This window comes from Coleofasciculus sp. B1-GNL1-01 (assembly GCF_040220235.1).
In the GTDB taxonomy this organism is placed as follows: Bacteria; Cyanobacteriota; Cyanobacteriia; order Cyanobacteriales; family Coleofasciculaceae; genus Coleofasciculus.
The window spans coordinates 74,736-93,589 of sequence record NZ_JAVJTO010000071.1; the positions used below are offsets into that span (position 1 = coordinate 74,736).

General features: G+C 43.1%; 17 protein-coding genes. 6 read left to right on the forward strand and 11 right to left on the reverse strand.

The window, feature by feature from the left end:
• Positions 1-96: 96 nt before the first annotated feature.
• From RID53_RS17855 to RID53_RS17885, 7 genes are all read right to left on the reverse strand, one after another.
• Positions 97-1,908 carry a protein kinase domain-containing protein gene (locus RID53_RS17855; protein ID WP_446389377.1) on the reverse strand — a complete coding sequence of 604 codons (1,812 nt, stop codon included), beginning with the start codon at positions 1,906-1,908 and terminating at the stop codon, positions 97-99.
• 157 nt (positions 1,909-2,065) lie between these two features.
• Positions 2,066-2,620, reverse strand: coding sequence for an REP-associated tyrosine transposase (locus tag RID53_RS17860; RefSeq protein WP_446389378.1), 555 nt, complete (start codon positions 2,618-2,620; stop codon positions 2,066-2,068).
• A gap of 95 nt (positions 2,621-2,715) precedes the next feature.
• On the reverse strand, positions 2,716-3,255 hold the full coding sequence (locus tag RID53_RS17865) for a GIY-YIG nuclease family protein (protein WP_446389379.1): 540 nt from the start codon (positions 3,253-3,255) through the stop codon (positions 2,716-2,718).
• Between the two features lie 10 nt (positions 3,256-3,265).
• Entirely contained in the window at positions 3,266-3,592 is a 327-nt protein-coding gene (locus RID53_RS17870) for a hypothetical protein (protein ID WP_446389380.1), read from the reverse strand.
• 192 nt (positions 3,593-3,784) lie between these two features.
• Entirely contained in the window at positions 3,785-5,497 is a 1,713-nt protein-coding gene (locus RID53_RS17875; protein WP_446389381.1) for an ABC-ATPase domain-containing protein, read from the reverse strand.
• Between the two features lie 185 nt (positions 5,498-5,682).
• Positions 5,683-6,039: a hypothetical protein gene (locus RID53_RS17880; protein WP_446389382.1), complete on the reverse strand. Its 357-nt coding sequence runs from the start codon at positions 6,037-6,039 to the stop codon at positions 5,683-5,685.
• A 110-nt stretch (positions 6,040-6,149) separates the two neighbouring features.
• Positions 6,150-6,275 carry a hypothetical protein gene (locus tag RID53_RS17885; RefSeq protein WP_446389383.1) on the reverse strand — a complete coding sequence of 42 codons (126 nt, stop codon included), beginning with the start codon at positions 6,273-6,275 and terminating at the stop codon, positions 6,150-6,152.
• A gap of 62 nt (positions 6,276-6,337) precedes the next feature.
• On the opposite strand from RID53_RS17885, the gene RID53_RS17890 reads away from it, so the two are divergent.
• Positions 6,338-7,096 (forward strand): Uma2 family endonuclease, encoded by a 759-nt coding sequence (locus RID53_RS17890; RefSeq protein ID WP_446389437.1) that lies wholly within the window; start codon positions 6,338-6,340, stop codon positions 7,094-7,096.
• A 9-nt stretch (positions 7,097-7,105) separates the two neighbouring features.
• Here RID53_RS17890 and RID53_RS17895 read toward each other — a convergent pair whose 3' ends face one another.
• Entirely contained in the window at positions 7,106-7,300 is a 195-nt protein-coding gene (locus RID53_RS17895) for a hypothetical protein (RefSeq protein ID WP_446389384.1), read from the reverse strand.
• A gap of 128 nt (positions 7,301-7,428) precedes the next feature.
• Between RID53_RS17895 and RID53_RS17900 the strand changes: the two genes are divergently transcribed.
• Genes RID53_RS17900 through RID53_RS17910 form a run of 3 tightly spaced genes read left to right on the forward strand, consistent with a single transcriptional unit; the run spans position 7,429 to position 12,422 of the window.
• Positions 7,429-10,107: a tetratricopeptide repeat protein gene (locus RID53_RS17900; RefSeq protein ID WP_446389385.1), complete on the forward strand. Its 2,679-nt coding sequence runs from the start codon at positions 7,429-7,431 to the stop codon at positions 10,105-10,107.
• A 5-nt stretch (positions 10,108-10,112) separates the two neighbouring features.
• Positions 10,113-10,898, forward strand: a complete 786-nt coding sequence (locus tag RID53_RS17905) for a hypothetical protein (RefSeq protein WP_446389386.1) — start codon at positions 10,113-10,115, stop codon at positions 10,896-10,898.
• A gap of 6 nt (positions 10,899-10,904) precedes the next feature.
• Positions 10,905-12,422: a hypothetical protein gene (locus RID53_RS17910; protein ID WP_446389387.1), complete on the forward strand. Its 1,518-nt coding sequence runs from the start codon at positions 10,905-10,907 to the stop codon at positions 12,420-12,422.
• A 100-nt stretch (positions 12,423-12,522) separates the two neighbouring features.
• Here RID53_RS17910 and RID53_RS17915 read toward each other — a convergent pair whose 3' ends face one another.
• Complete coding sequence (locus tag RID53_RS17915) at positions 12,523-13,122, reverse strand: hypothetical protein (RefSeq protein WP_446389388.1); 600 nt, start codon at positions 13,120-13,122, stop codon at positions 12,523-12,525.
• 225 nt (positions 13,123-13,347) lie between these two features.
• On the reverse strand, positions 13,348-15,630 hold the full coding sequence (gene selD / locus RID53_RS17920; protein WP_446389389.1) for a selenide, water dikinase SelD: 2,283 nt from the start codon (positions 15,628-15,630) through the stop codon (positions 13,348-13,350).
• A gap of 322 nt (positions 15,631-15,952) precedes the next feature.
• Here selD and RID53_RS17925 point away from each other — a divergent pair, with 322 nt between their 5' ends.
• Both RID53_RS17925 and RID53_RS17930 read left to right on the forward strand, forming a co-directional pair.
• Positions 15,953-17,344: a PEP-CTERM sorting domain-containing protein gene (locus RID53_RS17925; protein WP_446389390.1), complete on the forward strand. Its 1,392-nt coding sequence runs from the start codon at positions 15,953-15,955 to the stop codon at positions 17,342-17,344.
• Between the two features lie 248 nt (positions 17,345-17,592).
• Positions 17,593-18,255, forward strand: a complete 663-nt coding sequence (locus RID53_RS17930) for an HAD family hydrolase (RefSeq protein WP_446389391.1) — start codon at positions 17,593-17,595, stop codon at positions 18,253-18,255.
• Between the two features lie 66 nt (positions 18,256-18,321).
• Here RID53_RS17930 and RID53_RS17935 read toward each other — a convergent pair whose 3' ends face one another.
• On the reverse strand, positions 18,322-18,702 hold the full coding sequence (locus RID53_RS17935; RefSeq protein WP_446389392.1) for a type IV pilin-like G/H family protein: 381 nt from the start codon (positions 18,700-18,702) through the stop codon (positions 18,322-18,324).
• Positions 18,703-18,854: the final 152 nt, after the last annotated feature.

Sequence of the window (18,854 nt, forward strand, 5' to 3'; positions counted from 1 at the left end):
GGTTTCACTATTATCATTTTTTTCCCGCCCTGATGTGACTAAACCCGCCCATTACTAATATTGAACGAATGACAAATGACAAATGACAAATGACACTTAATGCAAATCAGCTTCCCACACGCCAATATAAATGCGATCGCGTTCATTGCGTTCAATCACCCCTTTTAAGGGAGAACCATTATTACTGGTGAAACGATAACGATTGGATTGACGCTGATAAACCTGAGTTAATCCCTGGCGAATCTCTGGTGAGAGATTGCGACTCAGCATTTTATCTAAAGTATCTGCCATCGCTTCTAATCCTACTGATTGGGCAAATGCCACCTCAGTTTGGCGCAAACGCTTAGTATCGCGATCAAACAGATAACCGAGACTGACGCGATCGCGAATAAAGTCTTCATAGAGTAACGCCTGGGTATTATGCCACAATCCTTTGGATAGCTGGGTTGGCGTGCCTAAGGCAGCCTCGACAACTTTTCGAGAGGTTCCTGGTGTAAATCCAGGGATTTTATTGGATAGAGGCGGTTTGGGAGTCTGGTTTTCGGGTGCAGGTGAGGGTGAAGGCGGGGGAGTTGGGGAAGCGAGAGGAGACGGGGGAGGAGAGGGGGAAGATAACACTGACGGTTCAGAGGCAAACGGTGTGGGGGGATCAGGAGACGGCAGGAGTTCTGGGGATTCTTGGATACGGAATGTGGGATCAGTTGGGTATAGCGATGTTGGAGATTCCGGGTTCACCAGTTTAGGCGGAGGAGTTGGCGGAGGTGAAGGAGTTGGGGGCGGTGTAGGTGAGGGCAGAGGGGTGTTTTCAGAGGAGGCGGATACTGACTCTGAGGGTGACGGTATGCGATTGGAGGGTTCTAATACCCGGTTTAAACCCCAGCCAATCGCCACAGCACTCAGGAGTAAGCCGCCAGCAATTAAGCCGCCGAAGCGCCGAGAGGGTTGTTCCTCCTCTGCTTGTAGGGATTTTCTGCGGATAGGAACGGTTGGCGGAACGGCTGGCTTACGGGTAGAAGGGACAGGTTCGCTAGAACTAGAAAGGGATAATGTGGGTGTCGCGATCGTTGTTGGATGGGCGTTTAAGGCGTCCAGCATCTCCTTAGCATCCGCAAAGCGATCGCGCGGATGAAAGCGAATTGCCTGATCAATCACCGTAGCTAAATGGGAGTGACAATCCGGCGCATCCCGACGCCATAAAATTTCGCCCGTGCGGGTATCGGTTTCGAGAGTTTGCGGTAATTTACCCGTGAGCAAAAATACCGCAATTAAGCCCAAACTATACAGATCACTAGCATAGCGAGGACGCCCTGCGGCTTGTTCGGCTGCCATAAACCCTGGTGTGCCAATGACTATCGATGGGGTGGTGTTGGCTTGGGAATGGACAACGGTTTTAATCGCTTCTTTAACAGCACCAAAGTCAATCAGCACAGGTAATCCGTCTCGCCGCCTGACAATCACATTATCCGGTTTAAGATCCCGGTGAACAATGTGACAACTGTGGACGTAATCCAGTACAGGCAACAGACTCAACAAAATTGCCTTAACTTGACCATCATTCAGCCGACCTTCCCGGTCTACAATTTGAGTCAGGGTATCCCCTTCAATCCATTCCTGAACCAAGTAAAATTGTCCAGATTCGGAAAAATAAGCAAATAATCGGGGAATTTGAGAGTTATTCTCACCTAACTCTTCTAAAACCGCCGCTTCCCGCTGAAATCGCTCTTTTACTTGCTGATAGGTTTGGGGATCATGAGTCATGGGTTTAAGCTGCTTAATCACACACTTACGTCCCGAAGGCATATAAGTATCTTCAGCGAGAAAGGTATTCCCAAACCCACCTGCCCCCAGCGTCTGGAGGATACGATAGCGATTATTAAGCAGCGTTGGCGTCATGAGCGATTTAGGCAAGCTGTTTATGAATGATGAATATGAATTATGATATCTTAAGCAACTCCGAAAAACCGGGTTTTTGAAGTATTCCTAGAAACCGGGTTTCTCGTGAGGATGCAACGTCATATCAACCTTTCACTCAAAGAAACCCGGTTTCTTGACCGATGTCTTGTTTCTATTCAAAAATTAAATGCTGTATCATCGCCATCGTAGGTTCTTGGGCTTGATATTCGTCATTGGAGTCAAATAGCTGTTTGAGGGCATTTATTTTTGGCAATGTACCCTGTCGTAATTTCGCGTAGTCTTGATAACTGGAGAATTCCCAATCTCTTGGATGGTTAACGAAGCCAGCCTTGACCGGATTCTGATGCACATAGTAAACCAGTTGCAAAAGATAGTTTTCTTGATCGACGACAACGGATTGGAAGCGCCCTTGAAAGAGAGATCCTGTTCTGTGATAGCGCTTATTGATAGCTTTTGTGTAGGAGAGTGAAAAGGCTTGCATGGCGTCAGAGAGGTTACTAGATTTTAGGTACACAACCAGGTGGTAATGGTTGGGCATCAGGCAATAAGCGATGACATCTAGAGTCTGGGAAATTAGGAATCGACGGATTTGGCGCAAAAAATAGAGGTAATTTTCGCGTTCAAAGAAAATATTGTGGCGATTATTTCCCCGATTGTAAAGATGATAATAACATCCCGACTTGAATGGGGTTTTTCGATAAGGCATGGTCTATACAATAACTTGAGAAACCGGGTTTCTGAAGCCATACCCAAAATTGATAGGAAATGTCTAACAAAGAAACCCGGTTTCTGGGCGAGTCATTATTTTAAATCCAATAATCCCTGCTCTTTTAACTTAGGATTAAAACGAATCTCAGCTTGCAAACCACGGGCATTTAACTGTTCGACTATTTCCGCTTCAACGCGCCGTGCTATTTTCTTTAACAGCTTAATTTTTCCTAATTCTTCACTCTTGTTATAGGTGGCTTTATCCTCATCGGTCATCGCCTTTTTCGCATCAATCGGCTGATTCCAAATCGCTTCATCTTGACCGTTCCCTGGCGGAATGTCTCCATTTTCTTCAATCCAAGCCTTACGGATTGTTTCCAAGCGAGTGCGATTGGGGCGCTCAATGGTTTCCGCTTTCAACCAATAGCAGGATTGAGGCTGACGGACTAGGTGTTGTTTTAAACTGACATAAATATCACGAGAATAGTTGACCAGTTGCAGGGTTTTATCCTGGTCAAAAATGGCATAGACACCGATTTTACCGGATAAGGATTCTGGGAGATTACCCCCTTCATCCAAATAAGGGATATAGTCTAAGTCAGAGAGAGCGGGAGTTGGCGTTTCAGAACTCATCAGCAATAGGTTAGGCTATTTTTCGATAAATCGCGCAAAGACGGCTGGGGTTAAAGATTTTGGCTTTGAACATGAAGTTGGGCGGGACATTTATAATTGCATAATCGTCCGATTCGTGATACTGTTCAAACTCCCGTGGCATCCCTTTGGGAGTCCCTTCGCTGTAGGGGACAGGTTGAAACAATAACTCAGTGAATTCCAAATCTTGACAGTGCAGTTGTCCCGCGACTTGCTGGCGGAAGGCTTCACCGTTCAACAAGCTAAATAAATGGGTCTGGGCATCTGGCTCCAGGGTAAAGCTGCCATCAAAATTGTTAACAATTTTTAAATTAGCCATGGTGGGGCAGAATCGTGAGCAAGTTGACGACTGGGATGATTATACCCCACATCTTGCATCATTCTCAGTCAGCCAATTTTAGGAGGGCGACCCGACAATAGTTAGGGGTCTGTTCTCTTAATTGAGTTGAGTGGGTCGCCCCTACAAATCTATGACCGACAAATCAGCTTTTGGCGACGGTAGCAGAGGATGTTAATGATGCTCCCGTACCTGTAATGTCCGCAATCGATTTAAGGCGGCGGCTAACTCAAATCGCCGGAATAATACTAAGTCTCCTTCTGGCAAATTTCCCAGCAAATCTAATCCCTGAGATTCAAGATCTGCCATCATCCGATTTAGCACTTCGGCAACTGTAGTTCGCCCATTAATATAGTGCCGTTTGGCATAAACAATCGCTTCAGCAATTGCCCGTAATTGCCCTTTCTCTACAATTTGTTCAACGGCGGCTAAATCAATTTCCTCTTTGCCAAAGACAACTTCATCCACATCGCGCACCTTCAGCTTAACGTCTCGTGAACCGCGACTGGGGTCAATGCTTTCGGGTAAGGGAATACGCGGTGCAATCTCGCCAAACTCTTTTCCGCCTTCAGGAATCCGTTCTGTTTGATACTGTTTCGCGATCGCACGGGCTTTTTCGGTAACATCGTAGGGTTGGAAGTTATCCATGGCGATGACGGTATCGGCGACATCAAAGTAATCACCGCTACCCCCCATGACTACAATCGTGGATACTCCATAATCGGTGTAGAGTTGGCGTATCTTATCGATAAACGGCGTAATCGGTTCCTTGTCTTTGGCAATCAACTGTTGCATCCGATGATCCCGAATCATAAAGTTTGTCGCCGCCGTATCCTCATCCACGAGTAATAACTGGGTATTAGCTTCTAACGCTTCAATAATATTCGCCGCCTGGGAGGTACTTCCACTCGCATTGGCGGTGGAAAATTGACGAGTAGACCGACCTTGGGGTAATTGGTTAATAAACGGCGAAATATCCACACTGGCAATACTACGCCCATCTTCTGCCCGAATCTTCACGGCTGAGGCGTGAGTTACCACCAATTCCCGTCCATCTTCCGGAATGTGATTATAGACCCCCACCTCGAGCGATCGCAAGACGGTAGACTTGCCATGATAGCCACCGCCGACAATCAAGGTAATTCCCGCTGGAATCCCCATCCCTGTTACCTCTCCCCGATTGGGACAATTAAAGGTTTCCCGCAAGGTTTCTGGGGATTGGAAGGGTAAGGCATTGTCCTCTAACGGGCGATCATCCACGCCACTGCGTCGGGGTAGAATGGCATCATCGGCAATAAAGGCAACTAAATCCCGTTCGGCTAACTGTTGACGCAACCAGTCTGCATCTTCGATGGTTTCAACGTGCTGTTTAATCTCTACCGCATCTAGAGAGTCGTACTTCAGCGCTTGATCAACAATCTCTGGAATATCCTCACACAACATTTCCGCCGCCTGACGCCCAGAGATACGTCGTCCCCGTGCAGGTAAACCGACGACAAAGCGCACTTCGACGAGTTCATCATTGACAAAAGCCGCCGTGCGTTCGATTACTGATTGTCCCACGGGCATAATCGCAATCCGCCCACTATTTCCGGTTCCTCGATGGGAACTAAACTCTCGCGCCACTAAATCAAACTGGCGTGTCAGGTAATCCCGTAAGGCGATTTCTCGACTACGACTTTGGTAAAGGGTTTTGGGAAAATCCGCCACCGCTTGGGACAGTTGCACCCGAACATGACTGGGACTGGCAAAGGGATCACCTTGGACGCGATCGACAATTAAGGTAAAATCCGAAAAGTGATAACGTCCCTTGATATCCTTATAGGCTTTGTAGCTCTTGTCGTCAAGTTGGAGTAGGAGTTGGCGTAGTTTCTCGCGATTACTCATAATGTGGTCAGAAATTGGGTAATAGCTGCTTTCACACTACTACCAGATCCCCGACTTCTTCACGATTATCAAATTCCTGACTCCCAAATCTAGCTGTTGCTGATCATTTCAGGGGTGGAACACCGGAAATAGCTAACGTTACCAATGACAACTGACAAACGACAAGATTTGTTGGGTACGACTCCTTATCTCAACAAACGACCAACCAAGGAGGTAACTGAGTTAACCAGCCATATCATCGAGCCAGCCAGGAAAATGTTCTCCCGCAATTCTCGGCGATTAACCCCATAGCTGGAACGACGCCCACTACCCGCACCATCACGCTCTAAATCATAAATAATTTTCTCCGCGTACCACCGATCAGATTTGCCGGGATATTTCATTTGCGCCTGAGCCAGCAGTCGTTTGGCTAAACCCTTATTCCCTTTTACGGCTTTAAGTAAATAGGGGTCTATCCCTTCATTATTCTGGGAATCGCGCCAGATCAAAAAAACCATCACACCAATCAACGCCAGCAGTGCGATCGCGAAGGGCAGTTTCATTGATTTAACCTTGAAAGATGGATATTCCAGTTATTCTATCCGCTAATTTTCTACACTGCCAAGCTAAAAATATTTAGAAATATTAACGGCATAGTTCCTATCTTCAGGGCTTAAGTTGACGAAACCGAAAAACTGTAGTAGCAGCTACCAAAAAATTCTTGAGACTTGGCGCGATCGCACAATTGTTCTTGAGTGCTGATAAACCTTGTGGCTTGGGCATTCCAGGCATACAGCACATTGCTCCACGATAGTTTAGGGATATGCTAAAGTGACAAAAAATGCTTCCTCCTGTGATAGTATGTCCCTTTCTACTTCCGCGAAAATCATCTACCCCGAAAGTGACGGTCAACCTTTGGCAGACAATACAATCCAATTCCGCTTGATTGTCACCATTCAAGGTGGAATTGATGCCCTATTTCTTGAGAATCCTAATGTCTTTGTTGCTGGAGATTTATTTTGGTATCCAGTGGAAGGTGAACCGTGGATTAGACAAGCACCTGATGTCATGGTTGTCATCGGACGTCCCAAGGGTGATCGACGTTCCTATAAACAGTGGGAAGAAGACAATATTCCGCCGCAAGTCGTTTTCGAGATTGCTTCTCACAGTAATACGAAGACAGAATTAGAGGAAACCAAGCGTTATTTTTATGAACGTTATGGTGTCGAGGAATATTACCTGTTTGATCCTCAGCCTGGAATCCTCAAAGGATGGCAACGAGATGACGGAATATTACAGCCAATTCCGAGAATGTCGGGTTGGATTAGCCCCCGTTTGGGCATTCGATTTGAATTGGAACAAGGAAATTTACAGTTATACCATCCTGATGGGGAGCGATTTGCTTCGTTTGTGGAAATTATTGAACAGCGGAAGTTAGAAAAACGAGCAAGAGAACAAGCTGAACAGGAAAAAATACAAGAACAACAGGCACGAGAACAAGCGGAGTTGGCGCAACGAAATGCGATTCCCAAGTTATTGGCAATGGGTTTAACTGTAGAACAAATTGCTGAAGCGTTATCGTTACCCGTGGAGACTGTACGGGCGATCGCTGAAAAGTAAGCTTAATGGTTAGTGCCACATATAATTTCCAGGACAAGCGCGATCGCACAGTTGTTCCAGATTACTGATAAACCTTGCTGCTTGTACATTCTGGGGATACAGCGAACTAACTATTCCTTCACAAGTTCCGTTACCCTCTCCAGTGTCATGTAGGGAGTCTTGCAAAGTGTGCGAGATATCACTTAACTCGCCAAACTTGATCACCAGACAGTAATCAAATCCTTGTGTTAGCTTGGGTAAATAGTCTGTATTTTCCTCATCAGCACCCAGCTACTCAGAACGCTCCCATGTCCTTATACCGATACATTGTTGCCTTGCTATTGCTCCCTATCTTGGCAACACCTCAGATAGTTTTAGGTCAACCGTTCAATGAAAATGAACGTTTAGAACGTGCAGCTAGCGTTTATCAGAACGGGGATTGTCAGTATGCAGAGCAACTGTATCAACAAGTTCTTGAAGTTAATCAGAATTCTGCCCTTGCTTACCTCGGACTAGGCAATTCGTTGTATTGTCAGCAGCGTTTTGAGCAGGCAATTACTGCTTATACGAAAGCGATTCAGTTGAACCCAGAAAATGCGGCAGCTTACAGGGGACGAGGAGATGCACTGAGAAAGAAGGAAAAGCTTGATCAGGCATTAGCAGACTACCAACGAGCGATACAGGCTGACTCTAATAATGCTTCTGCCTATCTGAGTATTGGTCATATTCTATTTTACGACAAGGATCAAGAAAGTGAAGCGATCGCTGCTTATCAACGTGCTGTTGAGTTGAGTCCACAATGGGGATATGCTTGGCTGTCTCTTGCAGTGGCGCTGGATTCGGAAGATCGGGAAGCAAAGGCACTTGATGCTTATCGGAAAGCCACTGAAGTTAATCCTAACTATACTGAGGCATGGAATCGGTTAGGGCTATTTTTGGCTAAGAAAGGTCAGTTAGAGGAGGCAATAGAAGCTTACAGTAGTGGGATTAACAGTAATTCTGATTGTGCTTCGGCGAGACCTAGTGCTGCTCCTATCTGTGCTGATGTCTACTATAACCGTGCTGAAGCGCGTAGGCGAAGTCGGAAGATCGCTGAAGCTTATGAGGATTATAAAATAGCAGCAAGACTTAACCCCAAAAAAGAGAGAAATTTTTACACTGCATTTATCTACTTTTTACAACAGGAAACATTCAGAGAATATTTAGAGCAAAATTCTAGCAATTATTTACAGAAAGCTAATTCTCAGCTTGTGTTAGGTCAAATTAATGAATCTATAGCAACTTATCAGGAAGCCATTCGTACTGATCCGAACGATTCAAATGCTTATGCTGGTTTAAGTTTAGCTTTTGCCTTCATTGGAAATATGGATGAGGCGTTAATAAATTATGAAAAATCGGTTAACACATTTAATTTAGAAGAAACTGAAGATAATCCTTTGGCATTAACACCAACAATTATATCTAACAATCCAGTGATTGATTGGACAGGAATGGCTGGTGCTTTTTTATATGTACAAGGAAAAAAGGAAAAAGTATTATCTATTATAGATCAAGCAACGAGGCGTGATTCTGGGAAATCAATGATGTATTTGTCTTTAGCAACTGGTTTTGGACAGTTTGAAGATGAAGCAGGAATTGATATTAAAGCAGAATGGAAAACTATATTGTCAAGAGGTATTAATAGATATCCCCAGACTCAGGGCGCTCAAATAATGCAGTTTATATTACTAGCTAGTCAAGAAGATATTGACAAAGCACATCAATATGCAAACAATACTTTTACGTTCAATAATAGTGCCATCCAAAATCATCCAGAATTAGCAGAATGTTTACAAAATTGGCAAACCAATATATATAATTCTGAGTCTGTAACCTTCAATGATCTTTTCAAAACATTTCAATGTATGCCAGAAGATTTTTTAGTAGGAGGTAACACTGTATTTAATATTGACAGTTTGATTGAACACTTTGGTGGTATTGACTACAAAGAATCTAATTTAAATGAAAATTTCGTGGATGCTAGTATAGACTTTCAAGTTGAACTATTGAATGAATTTACGAGCAGTGATGGTCAATCAGTCAATATAGAAAATTCTTCTGAAATAGCAAAATTTTTTAGTAGCCAAGCACCCTGGTATGCAGTACAAGGTTTGACCAATCAAGCCCAGCGTGTCCTTAATCTGGCACTAAATACAGACCCAGAGAATCCTACAGCACTAATAACACAAGGCGCAATTGCCGCTCAAACTGGGGATTTAAACGCTGCAATAAACACCCTTTTGCAAGGACAAGAATTATCTGAAGACGAACTTAAGATATTTGCTCAAAATTTCAATGACCTACTCAACACTCGCCTAGCACCTCAATCAGAAAATTGGGTACAACCACCTCTTGAAAACGCTGATAATTCTACCCTTCGCTCTGTTGTCAAAATCCCTAATAATGACGGCGTTGGTGCAGGGATAGTCATTAACCGCCAAGGCGGAACGCTCTACATTTTAACAGCTCGTCATGTCATTGGTGGTACTAACTGTATTAATGCCAACAGTCAAGGATGCCAAGTCAGTGATAGGATAGCAGTAGAATTTTACAGCCCACCCGGACAACAACCCATCCAAAAAATAGCCGAGTTACTTCCCCAAAGTTGGGCAGGAAACTTAGACCTGGTTGTCTTAACTGTTAGTGGCGGTGTTCCCCCAGACATTCAACCTCTACCCATTGCCAACACTCAACCTCGTAGAAATGACACCCTAAAAGTTATTGGACATCCATCAGAAACACGACAAGCATGGTCAATTCAGCCTCACCGCTTTATCAACAATATTTCAGGTCAATTTGCTTGCTCACAGTATTCTTGTCTACAGCTTTCCGAACCTCAACTGAGTCCCGGTAATTCTGGTGGGGCAGTTTTAAATCAAAACAATGAAATTGTTGGTATAGTTATAGAAGGGACTAACAATGAAAACGGTAACTTCGCCTACTCTGCTAACACCATAAGACAAGCCCTACAACAATGGGGTATCCACCCTTGAGGACAATGAAGTTGACCACAAGATATAAATATTTTACCGCTTTACTGCTATTATCATTCGCTTTATTTGTTTCCACTACGTCATTAGCTCAACAGCGCTGTCCTCGTTCAGAATGCCAGTATCAACGTCGGCAAAATCCCACTCGCTGGGAAGGTGTATTGCCAACTCCATTAGGAGACAATGTTAATCTGGTTTCTTTTGCCGTCAATGGTGTAACTTCAGGGAGAGTTAACCAGATTCCGATTCAGATTCCTAAAATTTGCTCTCAGGCAAAAGTAAGTATTCAAGCGTTTCAAGAACGGGAGCGCTATCGTCTCGATAAAATTAGTTCAAATAGTTGGACGCAAAATTCTGCGACTCCACAAACCCTCATTTTTAATTGGGCAACCAATATCTTTCTGAGAGCAGGATTTGATCCAAGTCGATTGTTTGCTCTTGCTATTGATCAGGAGGATATTGGAGACGTTTACCTCCCCGTAGGTTTAGGAAATTCAGACAGTAGTTATGAGTTTGTCCTAGCTACCAACAACTATAATGATCAATTTATTGTCACAGCATTTCAAATCAAAAAAGAGGGCAGTCCGAATACTATTTATGTAGATGATGATCTTACCTATAGAACTTTCCATCATTTTCAATGGAATGGTCGGGATAAAGGCGGAAATCAGCTACCCGATGGTATTTATGAATTAGAATATACCACTCAAGTTAAACTACCTAGTGGTAATCTGTCCAACCGCAACCGCAAGTATCGGTATTTCAGACACATTAAATCATTTTTGCGTAAGTAAAGATAAATGAAAGTTTGGCATCAGATTAAACTGGCGTTGACAACCCTCATTCAAGTCAGTCATAAAATTGTTTTTCAGGGGTGGAGTTTATTACTTGATTTAGCTGTTAAATTGCATCAATATATTCAAGCCAATTTAAATCAAATTAACGTTTTCTTGGTTAAGTTTACGACTAAATTCATTGTCAAAGCTAAGAATAGTTTATTGAGTACAGGTTTGTTTTTATTGAATTTGGTCAAGCACACAACGCTAAAGATCCTTAATTTAGGATTAAATATAGTTAAATTGAGTTTTCACAAATTATCAAAAAATACTATAAAAACATTAAACTTTATTGCCAATATAAACAAAATCGTTTTAATTTCTGCATTATGCTTTTTGATTAGTATAATACCAGTCCTTCTTTATTTATGGACTACGGAAAGTGAGTTGTCAGGATATTTAACTGTTCAACAAGTAGAATTTACATATCAATCCGACTCTTCTCTCCTTAAAGGAATCAATCGCGTTAAATCTATTGACATTAGAGGAGGTTCAGAAATCACCCTCAGTGGTGTTATTGAAGAATCAGAGATTGCGTCAGAGATAAAAAATGGAATTAATACGAAAGAAGGGATAACCTTTAAGCTTGGCAGTCCAGAAACTAGCAGATTATTCTTACAAAGCCTTAATCCTACTGAGAGCGAGATAGTCATCGAGGATTTATGTGTAATACCGGGGACGCACATCTCTAATTTTTTCTATAATCAGGGCAATATTAATAAGTTAGATGACCAAGGTTTTGAAATCGGACTCAACCCAAGCAACAATAACATTGAGCAATCTTCAGGAGGATGTAAAAGCAATTTTCTTAAGCTGGGTTTAGGTAAACAACTCGTACAAGTTACGGTAGAAAATGCCACACTTGTCAACCCTAACTTGGAGCAACCGATTAAAAATTTGAAATTTAAGCTACAACCCCGAGCATATACGAGACAGTTGCCAATTATTAGCAGGTCAATTATATATATTGATCTGCCACCAGAATCACGAGCAGAATTGGATTATGCTGCAAAATTTCCAGACAAAAGCAACAGTTCTGATTGGTTGGGTCGAAGACTTGAGGTTAGTGATCTAAGCTTAGAAAGAATCGAAGAGGCTGATAATCCCAACGAGAGAACAAAACAGTCTAACCTGATCAAAGGTCAGTTATTTTTGAATAAAAGCGTCTTAGAGATTGATCAAGGACAATTTTTATGTACTGAAGGATCTGGAATTGAGAGTATTGAACAAATTCTGATTGTTCCTGATGGATTAAAGTTGAACATTAGCGGTAAAGCTTCTCACCTCAAAACATCCTTAAATGCCTCTTGTCAAGATTCGACAGTATCAGAAATACGGTCAAATAAACTTTTTACCTTAGTTCCCAAAGATACAGTAGAGTTGCTTGTAATCCCTTTTGCTTCTGCTGCTTTTGGTTCATTCATTGTTTTTCTCGTGCAAATCATGGCAGATTTACAAAAGTCTCACCCGAAAACACCATGATTTTAACGATAAAGTACCTATTGCCTTAATTCAGGTTTAGCCACCAGTATGGCAATCTTGTACTCGACTGGTGGTCTAGTCGAATACAAATATATATATATTAATGATCCCAGGATTCATCAAACATCAAATTCCGAACATTCTTTAACACAAAATTCCCCGTCTCTTTGCTTAATTCACCCAGACAGATTATCGGATAACGTTCTTGATAGGCTTTAACTGCTAAAATATAGTCATAACCTGTTAACTCTGTCTTAATTTTTCGCAGTTTATCTCCCACAACACCCAGCAACATTATCTGACCACTTAAGGGGTCAGAATTCGGCGTGTTAATGTGCATCACCACTCCCTGAAGTGTAATCGTTTGTCCACCAGAAAGCAGTTCACTCAAAATCTCAACTTGAGAACGACTCTCGACAACGGCTAACGTTTCAATCGCCTCACTAATGCGAGTAACATAATCCCCTAGATTGGTTTTTAGAGGCAACAAAATCTCAAACTTCCCCCGTTGCTCATCCTGCTTGAGCCAAATCATAGCATTATCCAAAAATGGACGGTCTTCATACCAGCCATGAGCTTTTAAATACGCCTGAAGCTGTTTCGGTTCTATGCTTTTTAAACATTCAATATCTCGCACCGTTACATTCATAAGTAGGTGTACACAATTAAAGTTAACGGTTGAGATTAAGCTGTTCGGCATTTAAACCTTCATGTCAATAATGGCGAAATCCTTGCCGTAGTGCGTTAAGCGAAGCCATGCCGCAGGCTTTGCATCTTGCTCGCTGCATTGAGCATCTTGCTAAGACGCTGTATCATTAATTGATATTAAATGCGGGTTAGCCACCCCCTTGATAATTTAGTCCGCGTAGGCGGACTTTGTTTGTGTAGCAGCGACTTCTAGTCGCCATGGCAAAAAGGGCATTTCTTATAAGAATATTAATGGGGGAACGTCTGAACTAGCTGAAATTACCTGACCAATAATGCGACTCTGTTGATATCCTAATTCTTGCAGAACCTGCTCACACTTTACCGCCTGTTCACTAGGAATCGTCGCCAATAACCCGCCAGAGGTTTGTGGATCAAAAAGTACCGGATAATTAGCGCGATCGCAAATCTCTTCTTGATTCCTGATAAACCGTGCAGCTTGGACATTCTGGGGATACAGTGAACTGACAATTCCCTGCTGCACAAGTTCCGTCACCCCCTCCAGCAGGGGAATTTTATCCCACTCTAAATCCACCGCCACCCCCGATGCTTGCACCATTTCTACTAAATGTCCCACGAGTCCAAATCCTGTCACATCCGTACAAGCCGTGACACCATGATCTCGGAATACCTTAACCGCTTCCTGATTCGACAACAACATCGACTCAACCGCCTGATCAATCCAGTATCCTTTTACCTGCAAACGTTGATGTGCAGCAAATAAAATTCCCGTTCCTAAGGCTTTAGTCAAAATTAAGCGATCGCCTGGTTTCATCCCACTTTTTTTAATCAGTTGCTGAGGATACACTAATCCATTACAGGATAAACCAAAGGCTAATTCTGTCCCTTCTGTGGTATGTCCTCCCACCAACGGCGCTTGTACCTGCGATAATACCTTCATCGCCCCTGATAACAATTGATAGAGGGTTTCCTCCTGTTTAGCGGCTGTCGCATAAGGTACTGTTACCATTGCCAAAACACTCTGAGGCGTCGCACCCATGGCAAATAAATCGCTGAGACAGTGATGGGTGCTAATTTGTCCAAAGATGAAGGGATCATTGATTAAAGTGCGAAAATAATCAACCGTTTGCACTAATAGTTTATCGGCGGGAACTTTTAGCACCGCTGCATCATCGGGCGTTCCCAATCCGAGAATAATCTCCTCTGGCGTGGGGAAAGGATACTCATCCTGCACCCGTTTTAATACTCGTTCTAGGGTAGGGCTACCCACTTTAGAACCACAGCCAGCGCAATACATCGGTGGGGCGTTTTTCGGTGTCCCTAAACGGGGGTATTTCGTCAAGTTTGGCGTTTTCTCTGGAACAGGATTAACTGATTCCATTTCTGGCAACTCCCTAAATTGTCGCATAAACTTGCGATCAATATAATCCTTCCAACGCCATAGTAGTCGGGAATGCCAGCCAAAGGGACCCCAAGAGGCGATCGCGCTTCCATCACCTGTGCCAATTAAACTCAAATACCGCCGTTGAGGTTTGTAAGGATGTAGCGCTTTTCCTTGTACAAAGTGACGCAAATTGTCCACTAAAGGCTTCCCTTGACGCACCGCAAATACCCCGGCTTTCGGACGAGGATGATTCACCATGGTGGCGATATCACCAGCGGCAAAAATATGAGGATGAGAGAGGGATTGTAAGGTATCACCGACTGAAATAAAACCCTTTGAAGTGGTATGCAATCCTGATTCAGCAATCCAACTCGGTGCAGAGGCTTGCGTTACCCAGAAGCTATAATTACAATCGACAACTAAACCAGACTCACAGCAAATTTTATCCGGCAATATCTGAGAAACCGTTTCCCCTAAATGCACCTGAATTCCCCGTTTTGTAAGCAACTTCTCAACATATCGCTGCGCCCAGGAATTATGACCTGGTAATAGTTGATTTCCCCGATGAAATAAATGAATTTTTACAGACGTGCCATGGCGCGTCTCTACATTAATAATACGCCGTTGCATTGTCATTGCCAGTTCTACCCCACCTGCACCACCGCCAACAATTCCTAAACTCAGGGAGGGTTTAGGATGTTGTGCAAGAGTTTCAATAATTCGATTCCATTCCTTTAAAAATTGGGGGACAGGTTTAGCCGGAATCACGTATTTAGCTACGCCAGAAACCGATTCTTGCGCCGGGGTACTACCAATATCAATTGACAAGACATCAAAGGCAACGGGAGGACGATTGGCACAGATAACCTTATTCGAGTTTAAATTTAAACCTACGGCTTTATCGATATACAATTGAGCGCCAGCAAATTGAGCAAGACGTTGCAAATCGATATGACATTCATCAAAAGTATAGAACCCCGCCACATGACCCGGTAGCATTCCAGAATAGGGGGTATGAGACACATTGGTAATCAGCGTCAACCGCACTCCAGGCAAGGGATTCATCCCCAACATCCGCAGTGCGATCGCATGGCTATGACCGCCGCCGATCAGGACTAAATCTTTGTCCTTTGTCCTTTGTCCTTTGTCCTTTGTCATTGGTCAGGGGTTGACACTTATATGCCTAATTTACCATAGTTAAGTTTCTTGAGACTAACCCCTTTCTAATTCTTGGCTTTGATTTGATTATCCTAATAGTAGGTTGGGTTGAGGAACGAGACCCAACACTAGCTAGGTTTAGCTCGTTGGGTTTCACTCTGTTCAACCCAACCTACAACGTTTGCTCAAAGACAAAGTAACAAATACTTTATCTCATATTTATATTCATCTAACCTTTATGAAGTTTCAATGAAGTCAGAGAATAATGATTCACTACACTTATATAATTTTAATTACCTAGAATATTATTTCATTCCCACAAATGTGCAAGCCTTTTTATCTATTGTTCAGGAGTCTACCCTCCCTGATTATACCCTTAATTTTCACTTCTCCAGCCGCTGCCGTTCAACTGACCGGACGCGCTATTTTGGGGGCAGATACATTCGCCCCAGGTCCCACCTCAGGACAACAATTTCCCATCTCCTTTACCGATCAACAACCCGTGCAGGGCTTTTCGGCTGTTTTACCGGGACCTAAACCCGGAACCTTTCGGGTTATGACAGATAACGGTTTTGGTCGTAAAAGCAATTCGGCTGATTTTCTGCTCCGGGTTTATGCTGTCGAACCCGATTTTACCACAGGTCAAGTTTTTCCCGTTAATTTCCAAACGGGGGAACGCCTGACTCGCTTTAGCCAGGAAAGTTTTTTACAGTTACATGATCGGGATAATCAGATAGACTTTCCGATTATTGCTGAACAATCATTTTATCCAGACACCACCATTCCTGTAGACCCAATGATTCAATCCAATCGCTGGTTAACGGGTGCTGATTTTGACATTGAATCCTTCCGTCAAGCGAGTGATGGAACCTACTGGTTTGGTGATGAATTTGGTCCCTTTCTCTTCCATGTTTCGGCAGAAGGTCAAGTTCTGGATGCGCCAATTTCGCTGCCCAATTTTCTTGGTCTAGGTGATAACCCCCTGGTTCAATCTCCTGATAATCTTCAATTAGACGGTACAGCCAATTTAGAGGATTCTAAAGGATTTGAAGGGCTGGCACTCAATAGCAGTGGTACTAAACTCTACGCCATGCTGGAAGGGGCATTGATACCTGATGACCAAGGCGATCGCCTGCTGATTAATGAGTTTGATTTAGACCAGCAACAGTATACAGGTAAAACGTTTTTCTATCAACAAGATCCCCAAAGTCAAGCCATTAGTGATTTGACCGCAATTAATGACCATGAGTTTCTGGTCATTGAGCGCGATAACAAACAAGGTGATCCTAATAATCCAAAATTTACTAGACCTGCTGAATTTAAGCGGATTTACAAAATCGACATCAATCAGATAGATAGTAACGGTTTTGTCCAAAAAGAATTAGTAGTGGATTTGCTGAATATTCCTGATCCCGATAATTTGGGCGGTAATGGTACAACAGATGGAGTATTTACGTTCCCCTTTGTTACGATTGAAAGCGTATTGCCTATGGATGAGAAAACCCTACTGGTAATGAATGATAATAATTACCCATTTTCTAAGGGGCGTAGTCCTGGCCAATCGGATAATAACGAATTTATCCTAGTCCAACTCGATCAACCCTTAAATCTTGATCCGTCTCAGGCTACCCCTGTCCCTGAACCGATGACTATTGTGGGTTCGGCTGTGGCGTTAGGGTTTGGTGTCTTATTTAAATCTAAAAAAAGGCAGTAAATTTTGAATAAAGGGGGGTTTTGTTGATCAAGTCAATACTTACGCAGTTAACCGATTCATAAGTCCGCTCCCTTGTCTAACCCTCCCCCTGCTTCCCCTGCTCCCCCTGCTTCCCCTGCTCCCCCTGCTCCCCCTGCTTTTCCTATCTACTATGTTTGAGCGCAACTCGGTATTAGTATCTCTCTCAAGCTAGATTGATTCCCAGAAGGGCATCGGCATAATGAAGGGAAACAAAAGGAGAACCTGTGATGCCAAAGGCTGTTATTTTTGATGTAGACGGCACCTTAGTTGATTCCGTTGATCTGCACGCCCAGGCGTGGGTTGAAGCGTTTAAACAGTTTGGCTATGATGTGCCTTACGATAAAATCCGTCATCAAATCGGTAAAGGGAGTGACTATATCATCCCTGTCTTTATTTCTCAAGCGGAATTTGAACGCCTGGGTGAGGATATTGCCAATTATCGCAAAGACTTTTATCAAAAAAATCTTCTATCCCAAGTGCGTCCTTTTGAGGGAGTGCGCCAACTCTTTAAACGCCTCAAATCAGATGGCAAGCAGGTTGCATTGGCGTCTTCAGCCCGAACGAAAACCCTCAACTATTACAAAGAACTCTTAGAGATTGAAGATTTAGTGGATGGTGCAACTTCTAGAGATGATGTTGAAAAGCCAAAACCCAATCCCGACATCTTTCAAGCCGCATTAGCTAAGCTGGATGGAGTGACGCCCCAAGAGGCGATTGTGGTGGGAGATAGTCCTTATGATGCTCAAGCCGCCTGTAAAATTAACCTAGATGTCATTGGCGTGCTTTGCGGTGGTTTCTCAGCAGCCGAGTTAAAAGAAGCAGGCTGTATGAGAGTCTATCAAAATCCAGCGGATTTACTCGATAATTATCATCAGTCTCCTTTGATTTAAAGTCTCAGTAACAAGAGTTTAGACTAAACCATTGATCTATGTCGTTTGTCTTTTTAAGAAGAGTGGCTAATAATAGCTCTTGATTGTGGAAAAATCTGTTGTCCCCTCACCACAAGCTAATTCACCATTTTGATAGGTGGGTAAAAGGGGTATGGTTGGACCCGATATATTAGCTTCACAGATAATCGCCAGCATGGTCATTTCATTCGATGAAGCATCAGACTCAACTTCATTTAGGGAAACGGAAAAAACACCACCTACATAACTAGGAACATCTTTATCGTGAGATATTACATAGTTAAATGCAGCCTTGTCAGTTATTCGAGTTGATAATAAATAGTGTTCGGTCTCAGGCTGAACACCCAAACCTAAGTCTTCAAAATCTTTGCTAAATTTTTTTTCTTCCAAATAGTAACCTTGCTGAGCGCGGTTCATGGAACCTACCATTGTAGGTTCCTCAAAATTTCTACTGTAAGTAGCTTGGTCAGGGACGAAAACTTTGAACATAACCCAAATAAAAACCAATCCGGACAGTGGTAGTAATATGGGAAAGCATCCTAAACCAGTTGATTGATTTGTAGATTTCCTGTCCATAGCAT